General features: G+C 59.7%; 20 protein-coding genes. All 20 read right to left on the minus strand.

The window, feature by feature from the left end; all coding sequences use genetic code 11:
* Window positions 1–115: 115 nt before the first annotated feature.
* Entirely contained in the window at window positions 116–1,144 is a 1,029-nt protein-coding gene (locus tag DXC52_RS06945; protein WP_022094888.1) for an ABC transporter ATP-binding protein, read from the minus strand.
* Window positions 1,144–2,235 (minus strand): ABC transporter ATP-binding protein, encoded by a 1,092-nt coding sequence (locus DXC52_RS06950; protein WP_022094887.1) that lies wholly within the window; start codon window positions 2,233–2,235, stop codon window positions 1,144–1,146. Before DXC52_RS06950 ends, DXC52_RS06945 begins: the two co-directional genes overlap by 1 nt.
* A 2-nt stretch (window positions 2,236–2,237) precedes the next feature.
* A complete protein-coding gene (locus tag DXC52_RS06955) occupies window positions 2,238–3,173 on the minus strand; it encodes an ABC transporter permease (protein ID WP_035138881.1) in 936 nt (311 codons plus the stop codon).
* Window positions 3,174–3,187: 14 nt separating this feature from the next.
* Window positions 3,188–4,225, minus strand: coding sequence for an ABC transporter permease (locus DXC52_RS06960; protein WP_117746680.1), 1,038 nt, complete (start codon window positions 4,223–4,225; stop codon window positions 3,188–3,190).
* A gap of 156 nt (window positions 4,226–4,381) precedes the next feature.
* A complete protein-coding gene (locus DXC52_RS06965; RefSeq protein WP_233504899.1) occupies window positions 4,382–6,058 on the minus strand; it encodes an ABC transporter substrate-binding protein in 1,677 nt (558 codons plus the stop codon).
* 293 nt (window positions 6,059–6,351) lie between these two features.
* The gene (gene secG, locus DXC52_RS06970; RefSeq protein WP_006236144.1) at window positions 6,352–6,606 is read right to left on the minus strand and encodes a preprotein translocase subunit SecG; all 255 of its coding nucleotides are present in this window, start codon (window positions 6,604–6,606) and stop codon (window positions 6,352–6,354) included.
* A 163-nt stretch (window positions 6,607–6,769) separates the two neighbouring features.
* Entirely contained in the window at window positions 6,770–8,323 is a 1,554-nt protein-coding gene (gpmI, locus tag DXC52_RS06975) for a 2,3-bisphosphoglycerate-independent phosphoglycerate mutase (RefSeq protein ID WP_117637998.1), read from the minus strand.
* A 5-nt stretch (window positions 8,324–8,328) separates the two neighbouring features.
* The gene (gene tpiA / locus DXC52_RS06980; RefSeq protein ID WP_089572945.1) at window positions 8,329–9,096 is read right to left on the minus strand and encodes a triose-phosphate isomerase; all 768 of its coding nucleotides are present in this window, start codon (window positions 9,094–9,096) and stop codon (window positions 8,329–8,331) included.
* Window positions 9,089–10,279 carry a phosphoglycerate kinase gene (gene pgk, locus DXC52_RS06985; protein WP_006236149.1) on the minus strand — a complete coding sequence of 397 codons (1,191 nt, stop codon included), beginning with the start codon at window positions 10,277–10,279 and terminating at the stop codon, window positions 9,089–9,091. The genes tpiA and pgk overlap by 8 nt, the downstream gene beginning before the upstream one ends.
* A 140-nt stretch (window positions 10,280–10,419) precedes the next feature.
* On the minus strand, window positions 10,420–11,445 hold the full coding sequence (gene gap, locus DXC52_RS06990) for a type I glyceraldehyde-3-phosphate dehydrogenase (RefSeq protein ID WP_006236151.1): 1,026 nt from the start codon (window positions 11,443–11,445) through the stop codon (window positions 10,420–10,422).
* A gap of 193 nt (window positions 11,446–11,638) precedes the next feature.
* Entirely contained in the window at window positions 11,639–12,568 is a 930-nt protein-coding gene (whiA, locus tag DXC52_RS06995; protein WP_117746682.1) for a DNA-binding protein WhiA, read from the minus strand.
* A 6-nt stretch (window positions 12,569–12,574) separates the two neighbouring features.
* On the minus strand, window positions 12,575–13,495 hold the full coding sequence (gene rapZ / locus DXC52_RS07000; RefSeq protein WP_117746683.1) for an RNase adapter RapZ: 921 nt from the start codon (window positions 13,493–13,495) through the stop codon (window positions 12,575–12,577).
* Between the two features lie 101 nt (window positions 13,496–13,596).
* Window positions 13,597–14,283 (minus strand): N-acetylmannosamine-6-phosphate 2-epimerase, encoded by a 687-nt coding sequence (locus tag DXC52_RS07005; RefSeq protein WP_117746684.1) that lies wholly within the window; start codon window positions 14,281–14,283, stop codon window positions 13,597–13,599.
* 140 nt (window positions 14,284–14,423) lie between these two features.
* Window positions 14,424–15,389, minus strand: coding sequence for an ROK family protein (locus DXC52_RS07010; RefSeq protein ID WP_117746685.1), 966 nt, complete (start codon window positions 15,387–15,389; stop codon window positions 14,424–14,426).
* 171 nt (window positions 15,390–15,560) lie between these two features.
* Window positions 15,561–16,481, minus strand: a complete 921-nt coding sequence (locus tag DXC52_RS07015) for a dihydrodipicolinate synthase family protein (protein WP_117746686.1) — start codon at window positions 16,479–16,481, stop codon at window positions 15,561–15,563.
* A 68-nt stretch (window positions 16,482–16,549) separates the two neighbouring features.
* Window positions 16,550–17,401, minus strand: a complete 852-nt coding sequence (locus tag DXC52_RS07020; RefSeq protein WP_117746687.1) for an acetylxylan esterase — start codon at window positions 17,399–17,401, stop codon at window positions 16,550–16,552.
* On the minus strand, window positions 17,394–18,371 hold the full coding sequence (locus DXC52_RS07025; protein WP_117746688.1) for an acetylxylan esterase: 978 nt from the start codon (window positions 18,369–18,371) through the stop codon (window positions 17,394–17,396). The genes DXC52_RS07020 and DXC52_RS07025 overlap by 8 nt, the downstream gene beginning before the upstream one ends.
* 80 nt (window positions 18,372–18,451) lie before the next feature.
* Window positions 18,452–19,279, minus strand: coding sequence for an ABC transporter ATP-binding protein (locus DXC52_RS07030; protein ID WP_006236159.1), 828 nt, complete (start codon window positions 19,277–19,279; stop codon window positions 18,452–18,454).
* Window positions 19,280–21,295: a dipeptide/oligopeptide/nickel ABC transporter permease/ATP-binding protein gene (locus DXC52_RS07035; protein ID WP_117746689.1), complete on the minus strand. Its 2,016-nt coding sequence runs from the start codon at window positions 21,293–21,295 to the stop codon at window positions 19,280–19,282.
* A 3-nt stretch (window positions 21,296–21,298) separates the two neighbouring features.
* Window positions 21,299–22,255 (minus strand): ABC transporter permease, encoded by a 957-nt coding sequence (locus tag DXC52_RS07040; RefSeq protein ID WP_035138896.1) that lies wholly within the window; start codon window positions 22,253–22,255, stop codon window positions 21,299–21,301.
* Between the last annotated feature and the right edge of the window lie 20 nt (window positions 22,256–22,275).

The following is a 22,275-nucleotide window of genomic DNA, read 5'->3' on the forward strand; positions in this document are numbered from 1 at the left end:
AACATTCCGCAGGACGCAAGAAACCCCCGCCGCACGAAGTGCGCAGCGGGGGTTTCTTGCATGTCCGAGGACGTTCTGAAAAGTAACACCAGGGCGGGCCCGGACAAGTCACCGACTACAGGTCGATGTGTGATTCCTTGATCGGGAACGGCTCCGCAAAGTGGCAGGCGCAGCAGTGACCCGGGGCAACTTCCTTAAACTCGGGAAGCTTCTCGGAGCAGATACCCTGCGCGATCGGGCAGCGCGTGTGGAAACGACAGCCGGTCGGCGGATCCAGCGGTGACGGCGGATCGCCGGCGAGGATGATGCGCTTGCGGGTCTTCTGGATATCAGGATCGGGCACCGGCACGGCAGACAGCAGCGACTGCGTGTACGGATGGTGAGGCTCGCTGTAGAGTGTCTTCCAGTCCGAAACCTCGACCATCTTACCCAGATACATAACGGCAACACGGTCGGAGATATGCTGTACGACAGAGAGGTCGTGAGCAATGAAGAGATAAGCCGTACCGAACTTATCCTGAAGCTCCTTCAGCAGGTTCAAAACCTGGGCCTGAATGGAAACGTCAAGTGCAGAGACAGGCTCGTCGCAGATGATCAGCTTGGGCTTCAGAGCGAACGCGCGGGCAATGCCGACACGCTGACGCTGACCGCCGGAGAACTCGTGCGGATAGCGGTTGATGTGCTCGGGGTTCAGACCGACGACGTCCAGCAGCTCGCGGACACGCTCAATACGCTCCTCCTTGGTGCCCACGCCGTGAATGGTCATGGGCTCGGAGACAATCTCGCCGATGGTCATACGGGGATTCAGCGAAGCATAAGGATCCTGGAAGATAAACTGCATCTCGCGACGCATGTCCTTGATCTCATGCTTGCTCATCTCGGCAACATCTTTACCCTGGAAGAACACCTTACCGGCGGTCGGCTTGGTCAGACGCATGATGGTGCGGCCCGTCGTGGACTTACCGCAACCAGACTCGCCGACCAGGCCAAAGGTCTCGCCCGGATAAATCTCGAACGAAATGTCATTCACTGCAGAGACGACACGCTTGGAAAAACGCTTGGCGAACATGCCGGACTCAGCGGGGAACTCCTTAGAGAGGTGCTCGACCTTCAGCAACGGAGTACGCTCGTTGGTATCTGCCATTACGCCTCGCCTCCCTTCTTGGAATCCTTGCGCGTGCGGGACGTCTCAGGAGCGTTCTTGAGAAACTCGGGGTCACCGGAGTAGTGGCACGCAGAGTAATGACCAGACTCGGTGACAACGCGCTCGGGGCGCTGCTTGCGGCACTTATCGGTCGCATAGGGACAACGAGGCGAGAACACGCAGCCCTCGGGCAGGTTCATGAGCGAAGGCGGGTTGCCGTGAATCGGCGTAAGCGGCTTCTTCTCTTCGATGGCCTGCTCCGGGATGGAGCGGATAAGGCCCCAGGTGTAGGGGTGGCGGCTCTCGTAGAAGATTTCCTCAGCAGTACCGAACTCAACGGGACGGCCGGCGTACATAACCATGATCTTGTCGGCCATGTCGGCGACGACGCCCAGGTCATGGGTAATCATGATGATGGCGTTGCCGTTCTTCTCCTGCATTTCCTGCATGAGCTCGATAATCTGAGCCTGAATGGTAACGTCCAGGGCAGTCGTGGGCTCGTCGGCAATCAGAATATCGGGATCGCAGGCAAGAGCCATAGCGATCATGACACGCTGACGCATACCGCCGGAGAACTGGTGCGGATACTCATTGACGCGCTTCTCGGGCTCGGGGATTCCCACGAGGTCCAAAAGCTCGGTAGCGCGCTTGAGCGCCTCCTGCTTGGAGTAGCCACGGTGCAGACGAAGACCCTCGCCCACCTGCTTGCCAATCTTATAGACCGGGTTCAAGGAGGTCATAGGATCCTGGAAGATCATCGCGATGTCGTTACCGCGAATGTGCTGCATCTCTTCCTCGGTCATTTCGAGGATGGAGCGACCGCGATAGCGAACGTCACCGCCCTCAATCTTTCCCGGAGGCATCGAGATAAGACCCATGATGGTCATGGCGGTCACGGACTTACCGGAGCCGGACTCACCGACGACGCCCAGGGTCTCGCCGCGATCGAGCGTGTAGGAGACACCGTCGACAGCGCGAACAACGCCATCCTCGGTGTGGAAATACATCTTAAGGTCATCGACCTCGAGCAGATGCTGGCCCTCGGGAACCGGCTGGTCCTTCAGGTCCACATAGTTCTTGTTCTTCTTCATCCTTATGCGTCCTTCATCTTGACGTCGAGGGCGTCGCGCAGACCATCACCCAGCAGGGTGAAGGCGAGCACCGTCGAGAGAATTGCCAGACCGGGCATGATCATCATCCAGGGAGCGGTCAGAAGATACTGCTGACCGTCCTGAATCATGGAGCCCCACGAAGGCGTAGGCGGAATAACGCCCATGCCGAGGAAGGACAGAGCGGACTCGGTCAGAATGGCGCCACCAATGTTCATGGTCGCGTAGACCACGATGGAGGCGACGGAGTTCGGGAAGATGTGACGCACGACGATACGAGCATCGGATGCACCCATCGCGCGCGCAGCATCAACATAGTCATTTTCCTTGACCGTCAGGATCGCGGATCGGAAGACGCGCGCAATCGAAGGCCAGCCGAGAATACCGATGGCGATAAAGACGTTCTGAAGGCCACGGCCGATAACGGCGATCATGGCGACAACGAACAGCACGTACGGGAACGCCAGGAAGATGTCCGCACAGCGCATGATGATCGTATCCCAGATGCCGCCGTAGAAACCGGCCAGAGCACCCATGACCAGACCAATTAGCGTGGAGATCGCGGTGGCCATAATTCCGACGGACAGCGAAACGCGCGCACCGTAGATAACGCGGACGAGAATGTCACGACCAAGGGCGTCGGTGCCAAACGGGTGCTCTGCACACGGAGCCAACAGCGACGTCTCGGCCATAGTGGTCGAGTCGGAAGCCGTCGGGGAACCGAGCCAGGGCTTAGCCCACAGATCTGCGGTCAGGGCAACCACAACGACGATGATGATCCAGCAGACACCGATAACGGCGAGCTTGTTCTTACGAAGACGCTTAAAAGCGTCGCCCCACAGCGTGCGGGACTTGGCGGGAGCAGATGCGGCCTTGGTGGCGGTAGCCTGCTCCTGAGACTGAGAATCAGTTTCCTGCATGAGACGTACCTCCCTTAGGCCTTATCCGACGGACCGCCAAGGCGGATGCGCGGGTCGAGGAATGCATAGCTAATGTCGACGAGCAGGTTGATCACCATGACGACGACAACGATGAGCGTAACGCCGCCCATAACGATGGGCCAGTCACGCATGCTAATGGCGCGATAGACCTCATAGCCGATACCGGGCCAGTTAAAGACCGTCTCGGTCAGGATGGCGCCCGAAAGCATGCCGCCAAAGTCGACACCAATATAGGTAACGACGGGGATGAGTGCATTCTTAAGCGCATGCTTGACGATGATCGCACGATTGGAGAGACCCTTGGCCTTTGCCGTACGGATGTAATCCTGGTTCATGACGTCAAGCAGCTGCGAGCGCATAATGCGCGCAGCATAAGCGGTCGAAACCGAAGCCAGCGTAATGGTCGGAAGCACATAGTGCATCCAATCCTGATACTGAGAGCTGGAACCGCCGGCACCCGAGATCGGCATGGAGATTGCACCGCCCGTGGCGTCCTTGAGGATGACGCCAAAGAACAGCTGCAGCAACATACCGAGCCAGAAGGCCGGGACCGCAACGAGGATCGACGTGGTGAGCGTTACCAAAATATCCCAGAAGGAATAACGCTTTACCGCCGAAATGATACCCGCACCGATACCCATAATTGCCTCGAGCACGATGGCGCACGCGGCAAGTTTGACCGTATACGGATACTTCTGGGCAAAGATTTCCGTAACCGGCAGCTTGCGCTGATACGAATTGCCCAGATCGCCATGAAGCAGGCCGTTCATGTAATACAAGTAACGGTCTACGAGCGACGTTTGAACGGGGTCGCCGTTCTCGTCAAGGATCGCGTTGCCGTCCTCGTCCGTCTGGACCAGGTGATAGCGGACGCGAAGCTGAAGCTCCACCTCGGGGGACAGAGCCTTGTCTCCACCGATCAGCTTGATCGGATCTCCCGGCACGATATTCTGGAGGGCGAACAGAATCAGCGTAACGCCCAAAAACACCGGGATGAACTGAAGCACACGTTTAACGATGTACTTACCCATACCACTCCCCTATCTAGGGATTAACCTAAATGGGATGCCGATCGCCAGACCGGCATCCCAAAATTACCATCAGCCAGTTTACCCCAGGTTAGGGAGAACTGTATGTTTCCCATGAGGTCTACGTAAATACTTGACCCTCACGGAAGCTGCAAACTCTTAGGCGAGCTCAGCGGTACCCAGATCGGCGTGCTTCTGCGGATCGACATAGAGGTGCTTAATGCGATCGGAGCCGGCGATGGTGTGCGTGTAGAACATAATCGGGATGACCGGGCAGTCGGCAGCGACCATTGCGTCGGCCTCCTGCATCTTAGCGACGCGCTCCTCGTCGTCAACAATAGTACGGGCCTCGTCGACCTTGGCGTCGAACTCGGGGTTGTTGTAACCGGAGCGGTTGTCGCCACCGAGGGAGTCGGAGTGGAACAGCGGATACAGGAAGTTGTCCATGATCGGGTAGTCGGCAATCCAACCCAGACGACCGAACTGATAGTTAAAGTTCTGATACTGCTCGAGCAGGGCAGACCACTCAGGGGTATCGGAGACAGCGGTAACGCCAACCTTGGCGAGGTCACCGATGATGGACTCCATGATCTCCTTGTGACCGCCGTCCTGGTTGTAGGACAGGGTCACGCTAATGCCACGATCCCCGTTAGCGCCAGCGGGAGCAACCTTGTCGAGGTACTCGTTAGCCTTGTCGACATCGTAGGCGCAGAACTCCCATGCGCCCTCCTTGTAGCCATCGATGCCCGGAGGAACAATGCCGTCGGCAGGAGTACGGGTACCCTTGAAGATGGTCTTGCAGATGGCCTCACGGTTAATGGCCAGGGAGATGCCCCTACGCAGGTCGGCGTTGTTGAACGGCTCGGCCGTGGTGTTGCAAGTCAGATAGTACGTGGAAGGCTCGGCGCCGAGCAGCATGCGCTCGCCGTCACCCATGGTGTAGCCGTCCTTGGACACGCCGCGATCCTTCTTGGCGGCATCGATCTGAGCGACGGGAACGTCGCAGACATCGAGGTTACCGGCCTGGAACTCCTTGTAAGCGGTCTCCATGTCCTTGATGACCTGGAAGTGGATGCCATCGATCTTGGCCTTGTCGCCATAGTAATCGTCGAACTTCTTGACGTTGATCTCCTGGCCATCCTCCCACTTGCCGTCCATCATGAACGGGCCGTTACCGACCGGGGCAAGATAGAAGCTCTTGACATCGGACTCGGCGCACTCGGGAACCGGGGCCAGAGCCGGATGAGAGGCGACGAAGGGGAAGTCAGCGTAAGCGGAAGACAGCTTGACGACGAGGGTCTCATCGTCGGGGCACGTAACACCGCTGAGCTCGGTAGCGTTACCGGCAAGCAGATCGTCATAGCCTTCGACCATGGAGAGGTGATAGGAGACCTCGGAAGGGCCGTACTCGGTAGCGACAGCCGACTTGGTGTTGACCAGACGCTCCCAACCGAGCTTGAAGGACTTGGAGGTAACGTCGTCACCGTTGTGGAACTTGGCCTTCTTGATCTTGAAGGTAAACTCGGTGGCGTCGTCGTTGGACTCAAAGGACTCGCAAGCCAGCGGAACGATCTCGCCCTTCTCGGCGTCATAAGAGGTCAGAGCGTCAAAGAGCTGGTACTCGACCTGAGTGCCCTGGTCCTCCTGGACGTTGTAGGGGTCGATGCAGACCGGGTTGTTGATGTAGAAGTTCAGCGTCGAACCGGACTCAGAACCGGAAGCGTCGCCGCCCTTCTTGCCGCATGCGGCAAGAAAAGCCATGGAGCTCGCAGCAAGGGTACCGCCAACGAAGGCGCGACGACCCATAACGGGCTGGTGGAACATAGAATCAGCCATGCCATCCTCCTTATGAGATAGGACAAAGAAATGTTCAGTCGGACACATGTCGAGACAATCCGATCCGAACCATTAAAACGCCGCCCGTTGCTATGGCTGGTTATGCACAACGGACCAACGTTTCGCAATACAGTAGCGCATTTTATGCACGATTTGGGGCTAATTCCGGTCAACGGTCAAGAATTTCTTTAGTTGGGCGAAGTATATGGGGATATTTTGACTCTGTTACAAATATGTAAACAAAAAGGGTCCCGCACCTGCGAGACCCATTGCAAACGTATATACGCCGATGCTTAGTAGCCGACGATGCCCTGCGGGAAGAAGAACATGCACAGGACGACGCACACGGCAAAAACGACGGCCATAATTACCGTCAGGCGATCGAGGTTCTGCTCCATGACGCCCGTGGCAGAGCTGGAGTTATACAGCGAGCTAGCGATCATATCCGAAACGCCGGTGCCCTTACCGGAATGCATCAGGACGAGAATCGTCAGCGCCACGGCAGAGACAGCCCAAACGACAAACAGAAGAATCTGGAACGGACCCATAGATAAGCTCCTTAATAGAACAATTCAAACTCCAGTACTGTACCACAATCCCCCGCTCTCCCCTACCTGCCACTCGGAGACGGGGCAGATATGGCAGAAATACCAAAAAGGGGTTGCCCGAATATGGACAACCCCTTTTCAAAGAAACGCTTGGCGTTTTCTCTTAGGCCTCGGTGGCGAGCACGCGACCCGTCATCTCGGCGGAAGGCTCAATACCAGCCATGGTGAGCATGGTCGGAGCGATATCGGAAAGACGGCCGTCCTCGATACCGGTGAGCTTGGCCTTCTCATCAACGATAATGAACGGCACACGGTTGGTGGTGTGAGCCGTGAACGGATGCTTGGAACCGTCGGAAGCAACGTCAAACATGTGGTCGGCGTTGCCGTGGTCGGCGGTGATCAGCGCAAAGCCACCCTTGGCGAGAATCGCCGGGACAACCTTGGACAAGGCATCGTCAACAGCCTCGACGGCCTTAACGGCGGCGTCGAAGACACCGGTGTGACCAACCATGTCGCAGTTCGCGAAGTTCACGATGTAGAAATCAGCGCGATCCTCGTTAATAGCGGCGACGAGCTTCTCGGTAACCTCGGGAGCGCTCATCTCAGGCTGCAGATCGTAGGTAGCGACCTTGGGGGAAGCGACGAGCACGCGCTCCTCGCCCTCCTTGGGCTCCTCGATGCCGCCGTTGAGGAAGAACGTCACGTGGGCGTACTTCTCGGTCTCGGCGGTGTGCAGCTGCTTCAGGCCGTTGGCGGCGATAACGTCGGCCAGGACGTTCTCGGGGAACGTCTTGGGGAAGGCGACCTCGACGTCAAACGTCGGATCGTACTCGGTCATCGTCACAAAGTGAGAAAGCTTGATCTGCTCGCGCTCAAAGCCGTCGAACTCCTTGTCCGTGAACACGCGGGTCATCTGACGGGCGCGGTCGGGACGGAAGTTGAAGAAGATAGCCGCGTCGCCCTCGTGGATGCCCTCGTTGTGGGCAGCGAAGGGCTCGACGAACTCGTCGCCGCGCGGATCCTTCTCGTAGTAGGCCTTGATACCGGCAACGGGGTCTGTATCGGCATCGGACGCATTGACCATGACGTCGTAGGCGCGCTGGATGCGCTCCCAACGGTTATCGCGGTCCATGGCCCAATAACGGCCCGACACGGTGGCAACGCGAGCGTCGCAACCGGTCTCCTCGGAGATCTTAGCCAGGAAGGCGCAGAACTCACTCATGTAACCGGCACCGGACTGCGGGTCAACGTCGCGGCCATCCATGAAGGCGTGGACGCGAACGGTCTTGACACCGTGCTCGGCAGCCATCTTGACCAGAGCCTCGACGTGGTTCATGTGGGAGTGAACGCCGCCAGGGCTCATAAGGCCCATGAGGTGAAGGGTCTTGCCCTCAGCCTTAACATCGTCCATAGCCTTGACGAAAACCTCGTTCTTGGCGATGGAGCCGTCCTTGATGGCATTGTTGATGCGCGAAAGCTCCTGGAACACGATGCGGCCGGCACCGATGTTGAGGTGGCCCACCTCGGAGTTGCCCATCTGGCCGTCGGGAAGGCCCACGTCCTCGCCCGAAGCACCGAGCGTGGTGTGGGGGTACTTCTCGTACAGGCTATCAAGGAAGGGCGTCTTGGCAGCGGCGACGGCGTTCTCGCCATCGGCCGGAGCCAGGCCACAGCCGTCCATGATAATCAGGAGTGCAGGAAGATGACGCTGTGCCATATGTCCTACTCGCCTGCCTTGACGACCATAGAGGCGAAGTCGGCAGCCTTGAGCGAAGCGCCGCCCACGAGGGCGCCGTCAACGTCGGGCTTGGCGACGAGCTCGGCAATGTTGCCGGGCTTAGCGGAACCACCGTACAGGACACGGATGCCGTCGGCGAGCTCCTCGCCGAACATCTCCTTGAGGGTCTCACGGATAGCGCCGCAGACCTCCTGAGCGTCCTCGGCGGTAGCGGTCTTGCCGGTGCCGATGGCCCAGATGGGCTCGTAGGCGACGACGACCTGCTTGGGGCAGGTGATCTCAAGACCAGCAAGGCCAGCCTTGACCTGGTTCACGACGTGCTCGACATAGGTGCCAGCCTCGCGGACCTCGAGGGACTCGCCGCAGCAGAAGACGGGAACAAGACCGGCGGCAACGAGAGCCTTGGCCTTCTTGTTCTGGTCCTCATCGGTCTCGTGGAAGTAGTCACGACGCTCGGAGTGGCCGATGATGCAGTAGGTGCAGCCAGCGGACTTGAGCATGTCGCAAGAGGACTCACCGGTGAAGGCACCCTTGGCCTCCCAGTACACGTTCTGTGCACCGAGGGCGATGGGGGCAGCCTGAATGCGGTCATGAACCGTGGTGATGTCGATGGTCGGAGGGCAGACGAGCACCTCGACGCCAGCCGGAACCTCGGGCAGAGCCTGAGCCAGCTCGTCGGCGAGCTTGGCAGCCTCGGCGACGTCGTTGTTCATCTTCCAGTTACCAGCGATAAGAAGGGTGCGATTAGGCATCGAGAAGCGCCTCCACTCCGGGCAGGGCCTTACCCTCGACGAGCTCCATGGAAGCGCCACCGCCGGTGGAGATCCAGCTCATCTTGTCGGCCAGGTTGAACTTGTTGACAGCTGCGACAGAGTCGCCACCGCCGATGATCGAGGTGCAGTCGGCCTCGGCGACAGCCTCGGCGATAGCCTGGGTGCCGTGAGCGAAGTTGTCGAACTCGAAGACGCCCATGGGGCCATTCCAGAACACGGTCTTGGCGCCCTTGACGGCCTCGGCGTAAAGCTCCTCGGTCTTGGGGCCGATGTCCATACCCTCACGGTCGTCGGGGATAGCGTCGGAAGCGACAACCTCGGGGACAGCGTCCTCGCCAAAGTGATCGGCAACGCGGTTGTCGATGGGGAGCAGGATCTTGACGCCCTTCTCCTCGGCCTTCTTGAGCATCTCGCCGGCGCGCTCGACCCAGTCCTCTTCCTTGAGGGACTGACCGACGGACAGGCCCTGAGCCAGGAAGAAGGTGTAGGCCATACCGCCACCGATGATCAGGGTGTCAGCGGAGTCGATGAGGTGATCGAGAACACCGATCTTGGAGGAAACCTTGGAACCGCCGACGATAGCGACGAAGGGGCGCTCGGGCTCGGCGAAGATGCCGGTCAGCGTGTCGACCTCCTTCTCGAGCAGGAAGCCGGCGACGGCAGGCAGGTAAGCGGCGGGGCCCACGACGGAACCCTGGGCGCGGTGAGCGGTGCCGAAGGCATCGAGAACGAAGACGTCACCATAGGAAGCGAGCTTCTTGGCGATCTCGGGATCGTTCTTCTTCTCACGCTTGTCAAAACGGACGTTCTCGAGAACGAGGACCTTGCCCGGCTCGACGGCGGCGACAGCCTCGGCGGCCTTCTCGCCATACGTGTCGGCAACAAAAGCAACGTCAAGGCCAGAGAGCTCAGCGAGCTTCTTGGCGACAGGCTCGAGGGAAAGCTCGGGCTGGAAGCCAGTGCCCTCAGGACGGCCGAGGTGGCTCATGAGGATGACGCGAGCGTTGTGCTCAACGAGGTAGTTGATGGTGGGCAGGGCAGCCTTAATACGGGTGGTGTCGCCAACGACGCCATCCTTGATAGGCACGTTGAAGTCAACGCGGACGAGAACGCGCTTGCCGTCGACATCGATGTCGCGGACGGTCTTCTTGGTAAAGGCCATGTTTGCTTCTACCTTTCGTACGTGTCTGCCTTCCATTACGGCAGACGATTTCTTATAAAAAGGACGCGACCCTAGGGTGTAAGCCCTATAAGGCCGCGCCCTTCTTTAGACGCTCAACGAGCTATTCGCTAAAAGCTAAATTAAGCAACGAACTTCTCGAAGTACTTGATGGTGCGGACCATCTGAGAGGTGTAGGAGTTCTCGTTGTCGTACCAAGAGGTGACCTGAACGAGGGTCTGGCCGTTGCCGAGGTCAGAGCACATGGTCTGCGTGGCGTCGAAGATGGAGCCGTGGGTCTCGCCGACGATGTCGCGGGAGACGATCTGGTCCTCGTTGTAGGCGAAGGTATCGGGGATGGTCTCGGCGTAGGCCTTCATGGCAGCGTTGACCTCGTCGACGGTGACCTTCTTGTCAACGACGGCGTAGAGGTTGGTCAGCGAGCCGGTCGGCGTCGGGACGCGCTGGGCGGCACCGATGAGCTTGCCGTTGAGCTCGGGGAGAACCAGGCCGATGGCCTTGGCAGCGCCCGTGGTGTTCGGGACGATATTCTCGGAGCAGGCGCGGGAGCGACGGAAGTTGCCCTTGCGCTGCGGGCCGTCGAGCGGCATCTGGTCGCCGGTGAAGGCGTGGATGGTGGTCATGATGCCGGACACGATGGGAGCGAAGTCGTTGAGACCCTTGGCCATCGGGGCAAGGCAGTTGGTGGTGCAGGAAGCAGCGGAGATGATGTTGTCCTCAGCGGTCAGCGTCTCATGGTTGACGTTGTACACGATGGTGGGCAGATCGCTGCCGGCCGGAGCGGAGATGACGACCTTCTTGGCGCCAGCGTTGATGTGGGCCTGAGCCTTAGCCTTGCTGGTGTAGAAGCCGGTGCACTCGAGAACGACGTCGACGTCGAGGTCGCCCCAAGGCAGGTTGTTGGCGTCGGCCTCCTTGTAGATCTTGATCTCCTTGCCGTCAACGGTGATGGAATCCTCGCCAGCAACGACCTCGTGATCGCGAGCGTAGTTGCCCTGCGTGGAGTCGTACTTCAGCAGGTAAGCGAGCATATCGGGAGAGGTGAGGTCGTTGATAGCGACGATCTCGGAGCCCTCATGACCGAACATCTGACGGAAAGCCAGACGACCGATGCGACCGAAGCCGTTAATAGCAACCTTTACTGCCATTGTGTCTCCTTTCGTAAGGCCCCCGCGAGCTACAGCGCCCGCCGTTGAGGCCCACAAACTAACCACTCGCCTAATATACCTTTTTTTTGACTTGAATTTCACGAGAATGCTCGAAATTGAAAATCAAATTTACGTTAAAACGTTTTAAAGAATAAAATAGCAGCTAAATCCGTATATAAGTCGATACTTCAAACTACTTGTTTGCTTCAATGAGCTTTTCAAGCCTCAAAACGCGATGGTACAGGGCAGACTTCGACAAGGGAGGGTCAGCCATCTCCCCCAAATCACGCAGCGACAGATCGGGATAGCGCTCGCGCAGGTCGCAAAAGACTGCCAAGGCGTCCGGAAGCGTGTCGCGCAAACCCCGCTGTTCGAGCTCATCGATCAACGCAAGCTGATGCTGGGCGGCACCCGCACTTCTGGTCTGATTGGCCAGTTCGGCATTCACGCGACGGTTTACGTCGTTCTTAACCAATTTGACCGCGCGCGCTTCCTCGATCTCGGCAACGCTGCGCTTGGCGCCGACCAGCTTTAGGAGCTGCTCGATCTCCTCGGCGCTCTTAATGTAGACAGCAAAGGATCCGCGCCGCGCGTTAACGCGCGCATGGACTCCAATCTGCTCCAATAGATCGCAAAGTCCCCGGGCATATTGCTCGCCCTGCACCGCGATCTCCAAATGAAAATCGCCGCGTGGATCGGCCACGAAACCGCCGGCGATGAGCGCGCCGCGGATGTAGGCAAGCCTGCAGCAGGGACGGGCAACGATGTGCCGGGGAACACCGGCGACGAGCCCTCCCCTGCGGTCGAGAATGCCCAGCAGCACCAGAGCCTTGTCCAGGTCGGGTTGATCGGGCAGGGTAATGAGATAGTTACGGACCTTATGCAAGACCGATTTACGAACGGTGAATTCCGTTTTGAGCTTAAGGATGCGATGCGTCAGCGTGATCATCGTGCGCGCGACGGCGCCCGTCTCGGTCGCGACCGTCAAACGATACCGCCCGGAGCCGGCCAGCGAAAGTGTACCGCTCACACGCGTCAGGGCGGCAAGCGTCGACAAATCGCAGTATTCACATTCGGGTTCGCAGCGCGCGAGCTCGTCACGCACCTCGGCGGTAAACGACATGCAGGCCTATGCTTTCGTGTTGGCGCGCGACAGGTCGCGATGGGAAATGCTCACATGATATTGGGCACCTTCTAAATAACGTGCCGTGGCCTCGGCGATGGCAACGCTGCGGTGTTGACCGCCCGTGCAGCCGATGGCAATAGAAAGCTGTGGCTTGCCCTCCGCGATATAGCCGGGCATGACCGTATCGAGCAGCTGCGTCCAGGCCTTCCAGAACTCCTGGGTCTTGGGATGGTCCAGAACAAAGTCGGAGACCTTTTTATCGAGACCGGTCATGGTGCGCATCTCGGAATCGTAGAACGGATTGGGCAGGAAGCGGACGTCGATCATAATGTCCGCCTCGACGGGCATGCCGTGCTTAAAGCCAAACGAGAACACGTGAACGTCCATGAGCTGCTGGTCGGACAACTCGGAGAACGCCATGCGCAATTTGTTGCGCAGGGCAGAGGTACGCAGGCGGCTCGTGTCGATGATCATATCGGCTCGGTCGCGCACACCCTGCAGCTGCAGGCGCTCGCGCTGAATCGCATCGGCCGTAGTCTCCCCCGGCTTGGCAATGGGATGGCGGCGGCGGTTTTCGCTATAACGACGGATCAGCACCTCGTCAGAGGCCTCGAGAAACACGATGTCACAGCTCATCTCGCGCTCCTCGAGTGCGGCAACGGCATCGAGCAGCTCATCGAACAAGCCCTGGCTGCGCAGGTCACAGGTGACGGCGAGATGCCTGCCCACGCCCGTATTGATGCCGACGAGCTCGGCAAGCTGGGCGATGAGACGCGGAGGCAGGTTATCGATGCAAAAATAGCCCATGTCCTCGAACACGTGCATGGCCTGTGTGCGGCCCGATCCGGACATTCCGGTGATGATGACGATATCGGGGATGCGCTCCGAGCGCTCCGCCGCATCCATGGCATCTCCCTTTTGCATGTGCTGCCTCCCGAAAACAAGCGCGGGACCCAGCAACCCGGATCCCGCGCGGTCAATTGCCTATATTGAGTATACCGCCCCGAGCGGATACGAGGCCTGTCTTACGCCTCAAGTGCAGCCTTGAACCAACTCGTAATACTCGTGGGGTGCGTGATGGCGGTGCCGACGACAACGGCCCAGGCGCCAGCATCGATCGCGGCGCGAGCCTCCTCGGGCGTATGCACGCGACCCTCGCAAATGATAGGAAGGCCGGGGAATTCCTCAGTCGCCTGACGCAGGAGCGGCAGGTCGGGGCCATCGGCCATGGTGCAGTCGATGGCGGCGACGCCGTGAGAAAGCGTGGTGGATACCAGGTCAAAGCCCATATCAACAGCACGGCGAATATCCTCGATGGTGGCACAATCCGCCATCAGGAGCACACCCTCCTCGTGCAGCGGGCGGAAGGTATCCTCGACCGTCTTGCCATCGGGGCGCGGACGATCGGTGGCGTCGATCGCCACGATATCGGCACCGGCAGCAACGCAGGCGCGAGCGTGACGCAGCGTCGGCGTGATGTAAACGCCCTCGTGCCCATCCTTCCACAGGCCGATGACGGGAACCTCACAGCGACCCTTAATGGCGGCAATGTCGGCAAGGCCCTGGCAGCGAATGGCGGCGGCGCCGCCGAGCTCGCAAGCGCGAGACATTTGCGCCATGGTCTCGGACGTACGAAGCGGCTCGCCCATATACGCCTGAACGCTCACGACGAGCTTGCCCTTCAGGGACTGGATCAAAGGATCAACGGTCATGTTCGACTCAACCTTTCTCAAAACAGCCTTCTGAGACGCCGCACCTTGACGTTCAAACCGTCGCTCGCGTACCGAAGTACGCTTCGCTCCTCTTTCACGTCAATCTGCGGCACCTCAGAAGGCACACTTGGTAGTTATGTTTACTTCAACGAAGCAAGAAGGTGTTCGGCGGCACCGATGAGCGGAGCATCGCCCTCCAGAGAACCGATGAGGATCGGTGTGTTCTGAAGCGGATCGAGCGCTTGGCTGGCATAGCCCTCGTGCACCGAATCCTTCCACGTCTGCGAACGCCAATCGGGACCTTGGTGAATCACGCCGCCCGAAAGCACGATGACCTCGGGGTCCAGGATGTTAGCGAGCGAGCCCAAGCTGGCACCCAGCGCAAAGCCGGCGTCATGGATGACCTCGGTCGCCTTTGCGTCGCCCGCACGGCACAGGTCGTTCACATCGCGACCGACCGAAGGACGGCTGGGGTCGACGCGGCCAAAACGCTCATCGTACATTCGACCAATGGAAGTGCCCGAAGCAACCGACTCCAGATGGCCGGAACGCCCGCAGGCGCAGGGAATGCCGGCGGCAGCCGAGCACTCGATGTGGCCCATATGGCCGGCAGCACCATGGAAGCCCTGCATCACGCGGCCGTTCTCGACATATGCGCCGCCGATGCCCGTACCGATGCCAAGACACAAGACGGAGAACTTGCCCTTGCCGACGCCCCAGTGGGCCTCGCCCAGAGCATGAGCCTGCACGTCGCCTACAACGGCAACGGGAAGACCGAGGTCCTCGCGCAGACGCGGCCCCAACTGAACGCCGGACCAGCCGGGCATGATCTCGTTGGCATACGCGATGGCGCCCGTCTTGGGATCGACGACGCCGGCGGCACCGATACCGACGCCAAGGACCTCGACATCGGGATTCGCCTCGAGAGCAGCCTTGATGGACGCCTCGATACGCTGGAAGACGGCCTCGCCGCCCTCTTGGGCCTCGGTGGGAACCTCGGCCTCAAAAACGGGATGAGGCACGCTACCGTCAGCCGGGTACTCCATAATGGCGGTCGCAATCTTGGTGCCGCCGATATCAACGGAGCAAATGTACTTGTTCTCCATGTCGCTCTCCTTAGGAGATAAAAAACAACTACAGGAAATGAAGGCTGCGTTATCGCCGCAGCTTGGTAAAGGTTTCCCGGGTGCCCGAGGTTGGGGTGAAAGCGGTCGGGCGTTGACCCAATGGGTCACGCTCGACCGCTTGAGCCCCAAGATCGGGTGCCCGGGGAAGCTTTACAGGAGACCGTTGTCCTGGAGGACCTTCTTAATCGCCTCGACGTTCTCGCCGGTCATGGCCTTCACCGGGCGCGGCATGGTCGGGCTGTCGAAGATGCCCATGAGGTTCATAGCGGTCTTGAAGGCGCCGACGCCACCGGCATAGCCCTGGACGCCCGAGGTGACATCCCAGATGTGCGAAATCTCATTGAGGCGATCCTGCTCGGCCTTGACGGTAGCCCAGTCACCAGCCTGAGCGGCCTTCCACTGACGCACGTAGCCCTCGGGCTCAACGTTGGCGAGACCCGGGACGGAACCGTCGGCGCCACCGAGGTAAGCGCCGTCGACAACAACCTCGTGACCGGTGAGGATGCTCATCGGATGGCCGTTCTTCTCGTTCTCCTGAACGAGGTAGCGGAACGAGATGTCATCACCCGAGGAATCCTTGACGCCGGCCAGAACGCCCTCGGCGCCGAGCTTGGCAAGGAGCTTCCAGGGGAGCTTGGTGTGGACGCACACGGGGATGTCGTAGGCGAAGATGGGCAGGTCGAGTTCCTCATGCAGGATGCGGAAGTGCTCCTCAACCTCGGTCATGCCCTGCAGGGCATAGAACGGGCAGGTGGCGACGAGGGCATCGGCGCCCAGCTCCTGGGCGACCTTGCCGTGCTCGATCATGCGCTCGGTCTCGGTATCGATGATGCCGACCAGAACAGGCACACGGTGGTCGACGATACGGACGGCCTCGGCGATAATCTGGCGACGGCGCTCGTCGGTGGAGAAGACGACCTCGCCCGAGGATCCCAAGAAGAACAGGCCATCGACGCCGGCGTCGATCATGCGGTTGATGCTGCGCTCAAAGGAGACAACATCGAGCTGGTGATCTTCGGTATCGGGAACAACGACGGGAGGGATAACGCCGGTGAATTTCTGAGTTGCCACGAGAATCTCCTTAGTTGTCTGGTGGGCAGCCCTATGCCGCCCACTCTTGTTGGCAGTGTCCAGGCCGTCTAGGCCAAAGAACACGAGCAGAACGTTTGGTTAAAAAAGTCGACGACTTCGTTTTCGAACGCATTGATGCGCTCGTGAGCGTATTTGGCATAGATGATATGCCTCCGGTCACACTCAAGACCGTTGAATACGGCAAACTGATCCTTGGGATCGCTCACGGTATCCATAAGCGATGTGCCCATGAGCACCGATCCGCGCACCCGAGACGACAGCGCCTCGAGGCCGCCAGGAAGCGGATTGGCAACCGCCGTGCAGGCGAGGCCCCGCTCGTCCAGAGCAGAAACCGCCAGCGCGACTCCGCCGCCAAGACCCTCGCCCCATGCAAAGATGCGGTCGGGGTCCATGCCATCAAGATTGCGCGCCACCTTCGCCAGCGCGCAGCCCCAACGGACGCGCTCGACAAAAGCGGGCGAAGAAATCCCCCGCTGCAGGTCGTCCGCACCAGCAACATCGTCATCCAGCGCGAGGACGGCATACCCCATGGCGGCAAATCTCGTCATGTGATGCCAGCCGCGCACAGGCCGATCGATGTCGTGGAACATCAGGCACAGCGGCACGCGCTCAGATACTCGGGCACGACCGACAGGCTCAATCAAACGAGCGTGAATCGCATCGTCACCGAGCTCAAAGGAGACCTCCGAGTAACGGGCGCAGGGGTTAACAAAGTCAATCGCCGTAATGATCAGGGCTTGAATCTCAAGATTCGAAGCGCATGTCTCTAAATCAGAAACATCTGCTTGGACATCACCGCGCCAGTCCCGATATTCTGCGAGCCTTGACGAAACCGTTCCAGGAATTCCCGCAAGCCCGGGGACAATCAGCTCGTCAACATTGCTCTCGCACTTAGACATGAGCCTCCCCTCCCTTGCAGAAAAACGGAATGATCAAATCGTCAAAATCCTGAATCTCCTCGTGGCCAAAGCCTTCAAAGAACTCATGACGCTTTTCGCAGGTCAGGTTGTTATAGACCGCAAACTGCGTCGCTGGCGGACAGACGATATCGGCTGTGCCGGTGCCAAACAGCACGGGGCATTTGACCATAGGGGCAAAGTTCTTGGAATCGAAGTACGCCAGCTTGGCATAGGCTTCGTCAATACGAGTCGAGTCCTCGTCAAACCAGCGAGACCAATAGCGCAGGCCCTCGTAGGCAATGTCATCGGCATCCAAATCCCAGACCAGGCGAAAATCTGACAGGAAGGGATAGAGGATGGCGGCGCGATTGATAAGCTCGCTGTTAAGTGCACAGGTCGCAATGCCCAAACCGCCGCCCTGAGACGCGCCGTTCACAAACACACGGGCAAGATCGATGCCCTCGAGCTCGCGAACGATGCGGCACAGGATGCGAATATCTTGGTGCAAGCGGACATAGTAGAGGTTGGCCGGGTCGCCGTCGATACCGGCGACGATATGGCCCGCGACCGTTGTGCCCTCAAATCCACCAATGTCCTCGGAGGGACCTCCTTGGCCGGGGCAGTCGAGGGCGATGAGTGCCATGCCCATGCCCGCAAACGACGCCTGCTCAAACCAGCTGCGGCTTGCACCCGGATACCCATGGAACTGAAGCACCAATGGCACGGGCTCGTCCGAGACGGGCTTAAGGTACTTGGCATGCAGGCGAGCGCCACACATGCCGGTATACCAGAGGTCGAAAAGCTGGCAGGTCGCGGCATCGTTGACCGATGCCGTCTCGATCGCATAGTCAAGCCCGACGGCGTCGGCCTCGGCCATGCGATCCTTCCAAAAGAGATCGAAATCTGATGGACGGGGCATGGCGCCTCGATATTCACCAAATTGATGTTGTAGCTCCTGAGCACTTGGCATGGCTCGTGAACCCAACCTTTCGAAATCGCAACGGAGGTGCGCCCGGCAAGGGAACCGGGCGCACGGGAGGGAAAGCGAGGCTACTCGCCGAGCTTGGGATGCAGCAGCGACGGCGCAGCGCCGAGCAGCATCTTGGTGTAGGGGTCCTGGGGGTGCTGGAAGACCTGCTTGGCCTCGCCCTGCTCGACGATCTTGCCGCCATTCATAACGATGATGTCGTCAGAGATATAGCGGACCGTCTGGATGTCATGGCTGATGAACACCATGGCCAGGCCGAGCTCCTTCTTAAGGTCGGTCAGCAGGTTCAGAATCTGCGCGCGGACCGAAACGTCCAGAGCCGAGGTGGGCTCGTCGGCGATGATGGCATCGGGGTTCAGCGACAGGGCACGGGCAATTGCGACGCGCTGACGCTGGCCGCCCGAAAGCTGGCCGGGAAGAACCTCGGCAGCGGAGCTGGGCAGACCGGTGAGCTCCAAGAGTTCCTTGACGCGCTTCTCCTGCTCGGCCTCGGTACCCAGGTTGTGGACGCGCATGGGGTCGAGCAGCTGCTCGCGAACGACCATGCGGGGGTTGAGCGCCGTGGCCGGGTTCTGGAACACGACCGAGATGACGCGACCCATGTGGCGACGGTCCTCGGCGGTACGTTTGGTAACGTCCTTGCCCTTAAAGTAGACCTTGCCGCTCGTGGGGGCCTGTAGGCCGCACATGACGTTAGCGGTGGTGGACTTACCGCAACCGGACTCGCCGACGATGCCGATCGTCTGACCGGGCATGAGCTTAATCGTTACACCCTGGACGGCGTGAACCAGGTTGGGGTGCAGAATCGAGCCGGTACGGGTCCTAAAGGTGACGTGGACGTCATCAAGGAAGATGATCGGCTCGACGCCGTTGACTGCGGTCTCGCTCATCTACATCACCTCCGCGTGAGGGGTCAAACCATTTGCCTTGAGCACCTCGTCGGGGAGCTCGGAATAGAAGTGCTCGGTGCCGGGCACGCGCTTGAAGACCGGACGGGTGTCCAGGCCAATACGCGGATGGCTCGAGCGGGGCGCGAAGCGATCGCCCTTGGGGAAATCGCGCGGACTCGGAACGGCGCCGGGCACCTGGTGCAGGCGGCCCGAACCGCTCTCGATGGACAGAACGGAGCCCAGAAGACCGCGGGTGTACTCGTGGATCGGGTTAGTGAGCAGCTCCTTGGTGGGCGCCTGCTCGATAACCTGACCAGCGTACATAACCGTGATGTTGTGGGCGACCTCGGCGACCAGCGCCAGGTCGTGCGAAACGAAGATCATGGCAAAGCCGAGCTTGGCCTGAAGATCGTTGAGCAGCTTGATGACCTGCTTCTGGACGGTAACGTCCAGAGCGGTCGTGGGCTCGTCGCAGATGACCAGCTTGGGGTCGCGGGTAAGGGCCATAGCGATCAGGACACGCTGACGCTGGCCGCCGGAAAGCTCGTGCGGATAGCTCTCAAGCGTGCGCTTGGGATCGAGGCCGACGAGCTCCAGGAGCTCCTCGGCGCTGCGGGTTCCGCCGCGCTTGGTGAGCTGCTTCATCTGGGCAGAGATGAGCATGGAGGGGTTGAGCGAGGACAGGGCGTCCTGATAGACCATAGCGATATCGGTACCTCGCAGGCCGAACCACTCCTTCTTGCTCATCTTGAGCAGGTCACGGCCCTCCCAGAGGACCTCGCCGGAAAGGTGCTCGTCCTCATCGGTCAGGCCCATGATGGCCAGCGTGGTGATGGACTTACCGCAACCGGACTCGCCCACCAGACCCATGGTCTGACCAGGACGGACGTCAAAGTTGACATGGTCGACGACGTTGATATCACCGTGATGCTCAAACTGAATGCAGAAGTCACGGACCGAGAGAATCGGTTCGACAGACTCGTCGGGCACATGGCGATCGTCACGCTTGAGCTCAACATCGCGCAGGGCGCCAAGGCGAGCGGAGAGGGACTGGGCCTGCTCCTTGTAGGCGCGAACGGGGTCGGAGACCAGCAGGTCGGCCTCGCGACGCTTGGAGGAATCGGTCGGATCCAGGGCGGCGGAGGGAGCAGCGGCCATGGCGTCGGTAATGCCCTCGGAGAGGATGTTGAGCGCCAGGCAGGTGATCATGATGGCCAGACCCGGGAACAGCGCCTGCCACCAACGGCCGGCAAGCACGCCGCCGCGGGCGTCGGCGAGGATGTTGCCCCAGGTAGCGGTGGGCTCCTGAATACCAGCGCCGATGAAGGTCAGCGAGGCCTCGAAGATGATGGCGTCGGCGACCAGGGTAACGGTGAAGACCATGATCGGGGCGATGCAGTTACGCAGAACATGCTTGATCAAAATCCACGGAGCCTTGGCGCCGGAAACGATGACCGCGCGGACATAGTCCTCGCCGTACTCGGACACGATGTTGGCGCGCACGATACGGGCAATCTGCGGAGTGTACATAAAGCCGATGGCGAAGATAATCGACGGCACGGAGTTGCCCAGGATGGAGACGAAGACGGCCGCGAGGGCGATGCCCGGGATGGACATGATGATGTCCAGGATACGCATGATCGACTCGGAGACGGCCTTGCGCGAAACCGCTGCAAGGGCGCCCACGACCGAGCCGCAGACCAGAGCCATGGCAGTGGCGCCAAAGCCGATAATCAGCGAGTAACGACCACCGTAGAGCATACGCGACAGAATGTCGCGACCCTTATCGTCGGTACCGAAGATAAATCCGTTGCCGGGAGCCTGGCGAGCCGTAAAGATCTCGACCGGGCTATAGGGGGCAAGAAGGGGCGCCAGGATCGCAGTCAGGGCGACCAGCACCAGCACGACGGCGGCAATCTTAGAAGACAGCGTCATCTTCTTCCAGCCACCGAGCTTGAGCCCCTTGGAGGCAGCCTTCTCGAGCTGCTCGGTTTGCTTCTCTCGAATCTTTACCATAATCTACACCGTCCTGATGCGCGGGTTGATGAGCAGGTAGAGCATGTCAACCACGATGTTGATGATGATGAAGGCGAGAGCAACGACGATAACGACGCCCTGAACCAGGTTCGCCTCGTTGCCCTGAACGCCCTGCAGAATCGCGGTGCCCATGCCGGGGAGGTTGAAGATAACCTCGATGACGACAGCGCCGCCCATGAGGTAACCGATCTTAAGACCGAGGGTGGTGACCGGGGTGATCAGCGCATTGCGAAGAACGTTGATGCCGACGACGACCTTCTCGGGAACGCCGGCGCCGCGAGCCATACGGACATAATCCTTGTCGAGCTCCTCGACCATGGCGGTACGCACGATACGAGTCATCTGGCCCGTCAGCGGAAATGCCAAGGCGATGGCGGGCATGATCATACGTCCCAGATAGCCAACCGGATTCGTGGTGAAGTGAGGCAGAGCACCCGATGCCGGGAGCACCTTAAGGTAGGAAGAGAACAGCAGGATCAACAGAACGGCAAGCCAGAACGACGGGGTTGCCAAGCCGGCGATGGAAAAGACGCGGATCACTTGGTCCGGCCATTTGTCGCGATACAGTGCCGCGATGACGCCGAGCAAAAACGAAACGACCGCACCGATAGCAAGACCGATAAAGGTCAGCTGCATCGTGACGGGCAGGGCCGTGGAGATGCGCTTGGCAACGGAGTTGCGAGCAGCACCATAGGTGCCCATGTCGCCATGGATCAAATCGCCCATATAGCGCACGTAGCGCACGGGCCAGGGGTCGTCCAGACCATACTTCTCATGGTACTCGGCAACCGCCTCGGGCGAGGCACCGTCACCCAACGCCGTGTAGGCGGGGTCGGTCTTGGAGAACGACATAAGGAAGAACACCAGGACGGTGACGCCCAATGCCATGATCGGCAGCGCCACAAGACGCCTTCCAATCAAACGTAGCAAGTTGTTCACGTTCTCTCCCCTTTCTTTTG

It is taken from the genome of Collinsella sp. TF05-9AC (assembly GCF_003438495.1).
Taxonomy (GTDB): domain Bacteria; phylum Actinomycetota; class Coriobacteriia; order Coriobacteriales; family Coriobacteriaceae; genus Collinsella.

What these genes read in the sequence shown, in the direction of transcription:
- DXC52_RS06945 (WP_022094888.1), bottom strand. Translation starts at nt 1,144, where the DNA reads ATGGCAGATACCAACGAGCGTACTCCGTTGCTGAAGGTCGAGCACCTC.
- DXC52_RS06950 (WP_022094887.1), bottom strand. Translation starts at nt 2,235, where the DNA reads ATGAAGAAGAACAAGAACTATGTGGACCTGAAGGACCAGCCGGTTCCC.
- DXC52_RS06955 (WP_035138881.1), bottom strand. Translation starts at nt 3,173, where the DNA reads ATGCAGGAAACTGATTCTCAGTCTCAGGAGCAGGCTACCGCCACCAAG.
- DXC52_RS06960 (WP_117746680.1), bottom strand. Translation starts at nt 4,225, where the DNA reads ATGGGTAAGTACATCGTTAAACGTGTGCTTCAGTTCATCCCGGTGTTT.
- DXC52_RS06965 (WP_233504899.1), bottom strand. Translation starts at nt 6,058, where the DNA reads ATGGCTGATTCTATGTTCCACCAGCCCGTTATGGGTCGTCGCGCCTTC.
- secG (WP_006236144.1), bottom strand. Translation starts at nt 6,606, where the DNA reads ATGGGTCCGTTCCAGATTCTTCTGTTTGTCGTTTGGGCTGTCTCTGCC.
- gpmI (WP_117637998.1), bottom strand. Translation starts at nt 8,323, where the DNA reads ATGGCACAGCGTCATCTTCCTGCACTCCTGATTATCATGGACGGCTGT.
- tpiA (WP_089572945.1), bottom strand. Translation starts at nt 9,096, where the DNA reads ATGCCTAATCGCACCCTTCTTATCGCTGGTAACTGGAAGATGAACAAC.
- pgk (WP_006236149.1), bottom strand. Translation starts at nt 10,279, where the DNA reads ATGGCCTTTACCAAGAAGACCGTCCGCGACATCGATGTCGACGGCAAG.
- gap (WP_006236151.1), bottom strand. Translation starts at nt 11,445, where the DNA reads ATGGCAGTAAAGGTTGCTATTAACGGCTTCGGTCGCATCGGTCGTCTG.
- whiA (WP_117746682.1), bottom strand. Translation starts at nt 12,568, where the DNA reads ATGTCGTTTACCGCCGAGGTGCGTGACGAGCTCGCGCGCTGCGAACCC.
- rapZ (WP_117746683.1), bottom strand. Translation starts at nt 13,495, where the DNA reads ATGCAAAAGGGAGATGCCATGGATGCGGCGGAGCGCTCGGAGCGCATC.
- DXC52_RS07005 (WP_117746684.1), bottom strand. Translation starts at nt 14,283, where the DNA reads ATGACCGTTGATCCTTTGATCCAGTCCCTGAAGGGCAAGCTCGTCGTG.
- DXC52_RS07010 (WP_117746685.1), bottom strand. Translation starts at nt 15,389, where the DNA reads ATGGAGAACAAGTACATTTGCTCCGTTGATATCGGCGGCACCAAGATT.
- DXC52_RS07020 (WP_117746687.1), bottom strand. Translation starts at nt 17,401, where the DNA reads ATGTCTAAGTGCGAGAGCAATGTTGACGAGCTGATTGTCCCCGGGCTT.
- DXC52_RS07025 (WP_117746688.1), bottom strand. Translation starts at nt 18,371, where the DNA reads ATGCCAAGTGCTCAGGAGCTACAACATCAATTTGGTGAATATCGAGGC.
- DXC52_RS07030 (WP_006236159.1), bottom strand. Translation starts at nt 19,279, where the DNA reads ATGAGCGAGACCGCAGTCAACGGCGTCGAGCCGATCATCTTCCTTGAT.
- DXC52_RS07035 (WP_117746689.1), bottom strand. Translation starts at nt 21,295, where the DNA reads ATGGTAAAGATTCGAGAGAAGCAAACCGAGCAGCTCGAGAAGGCTGCC.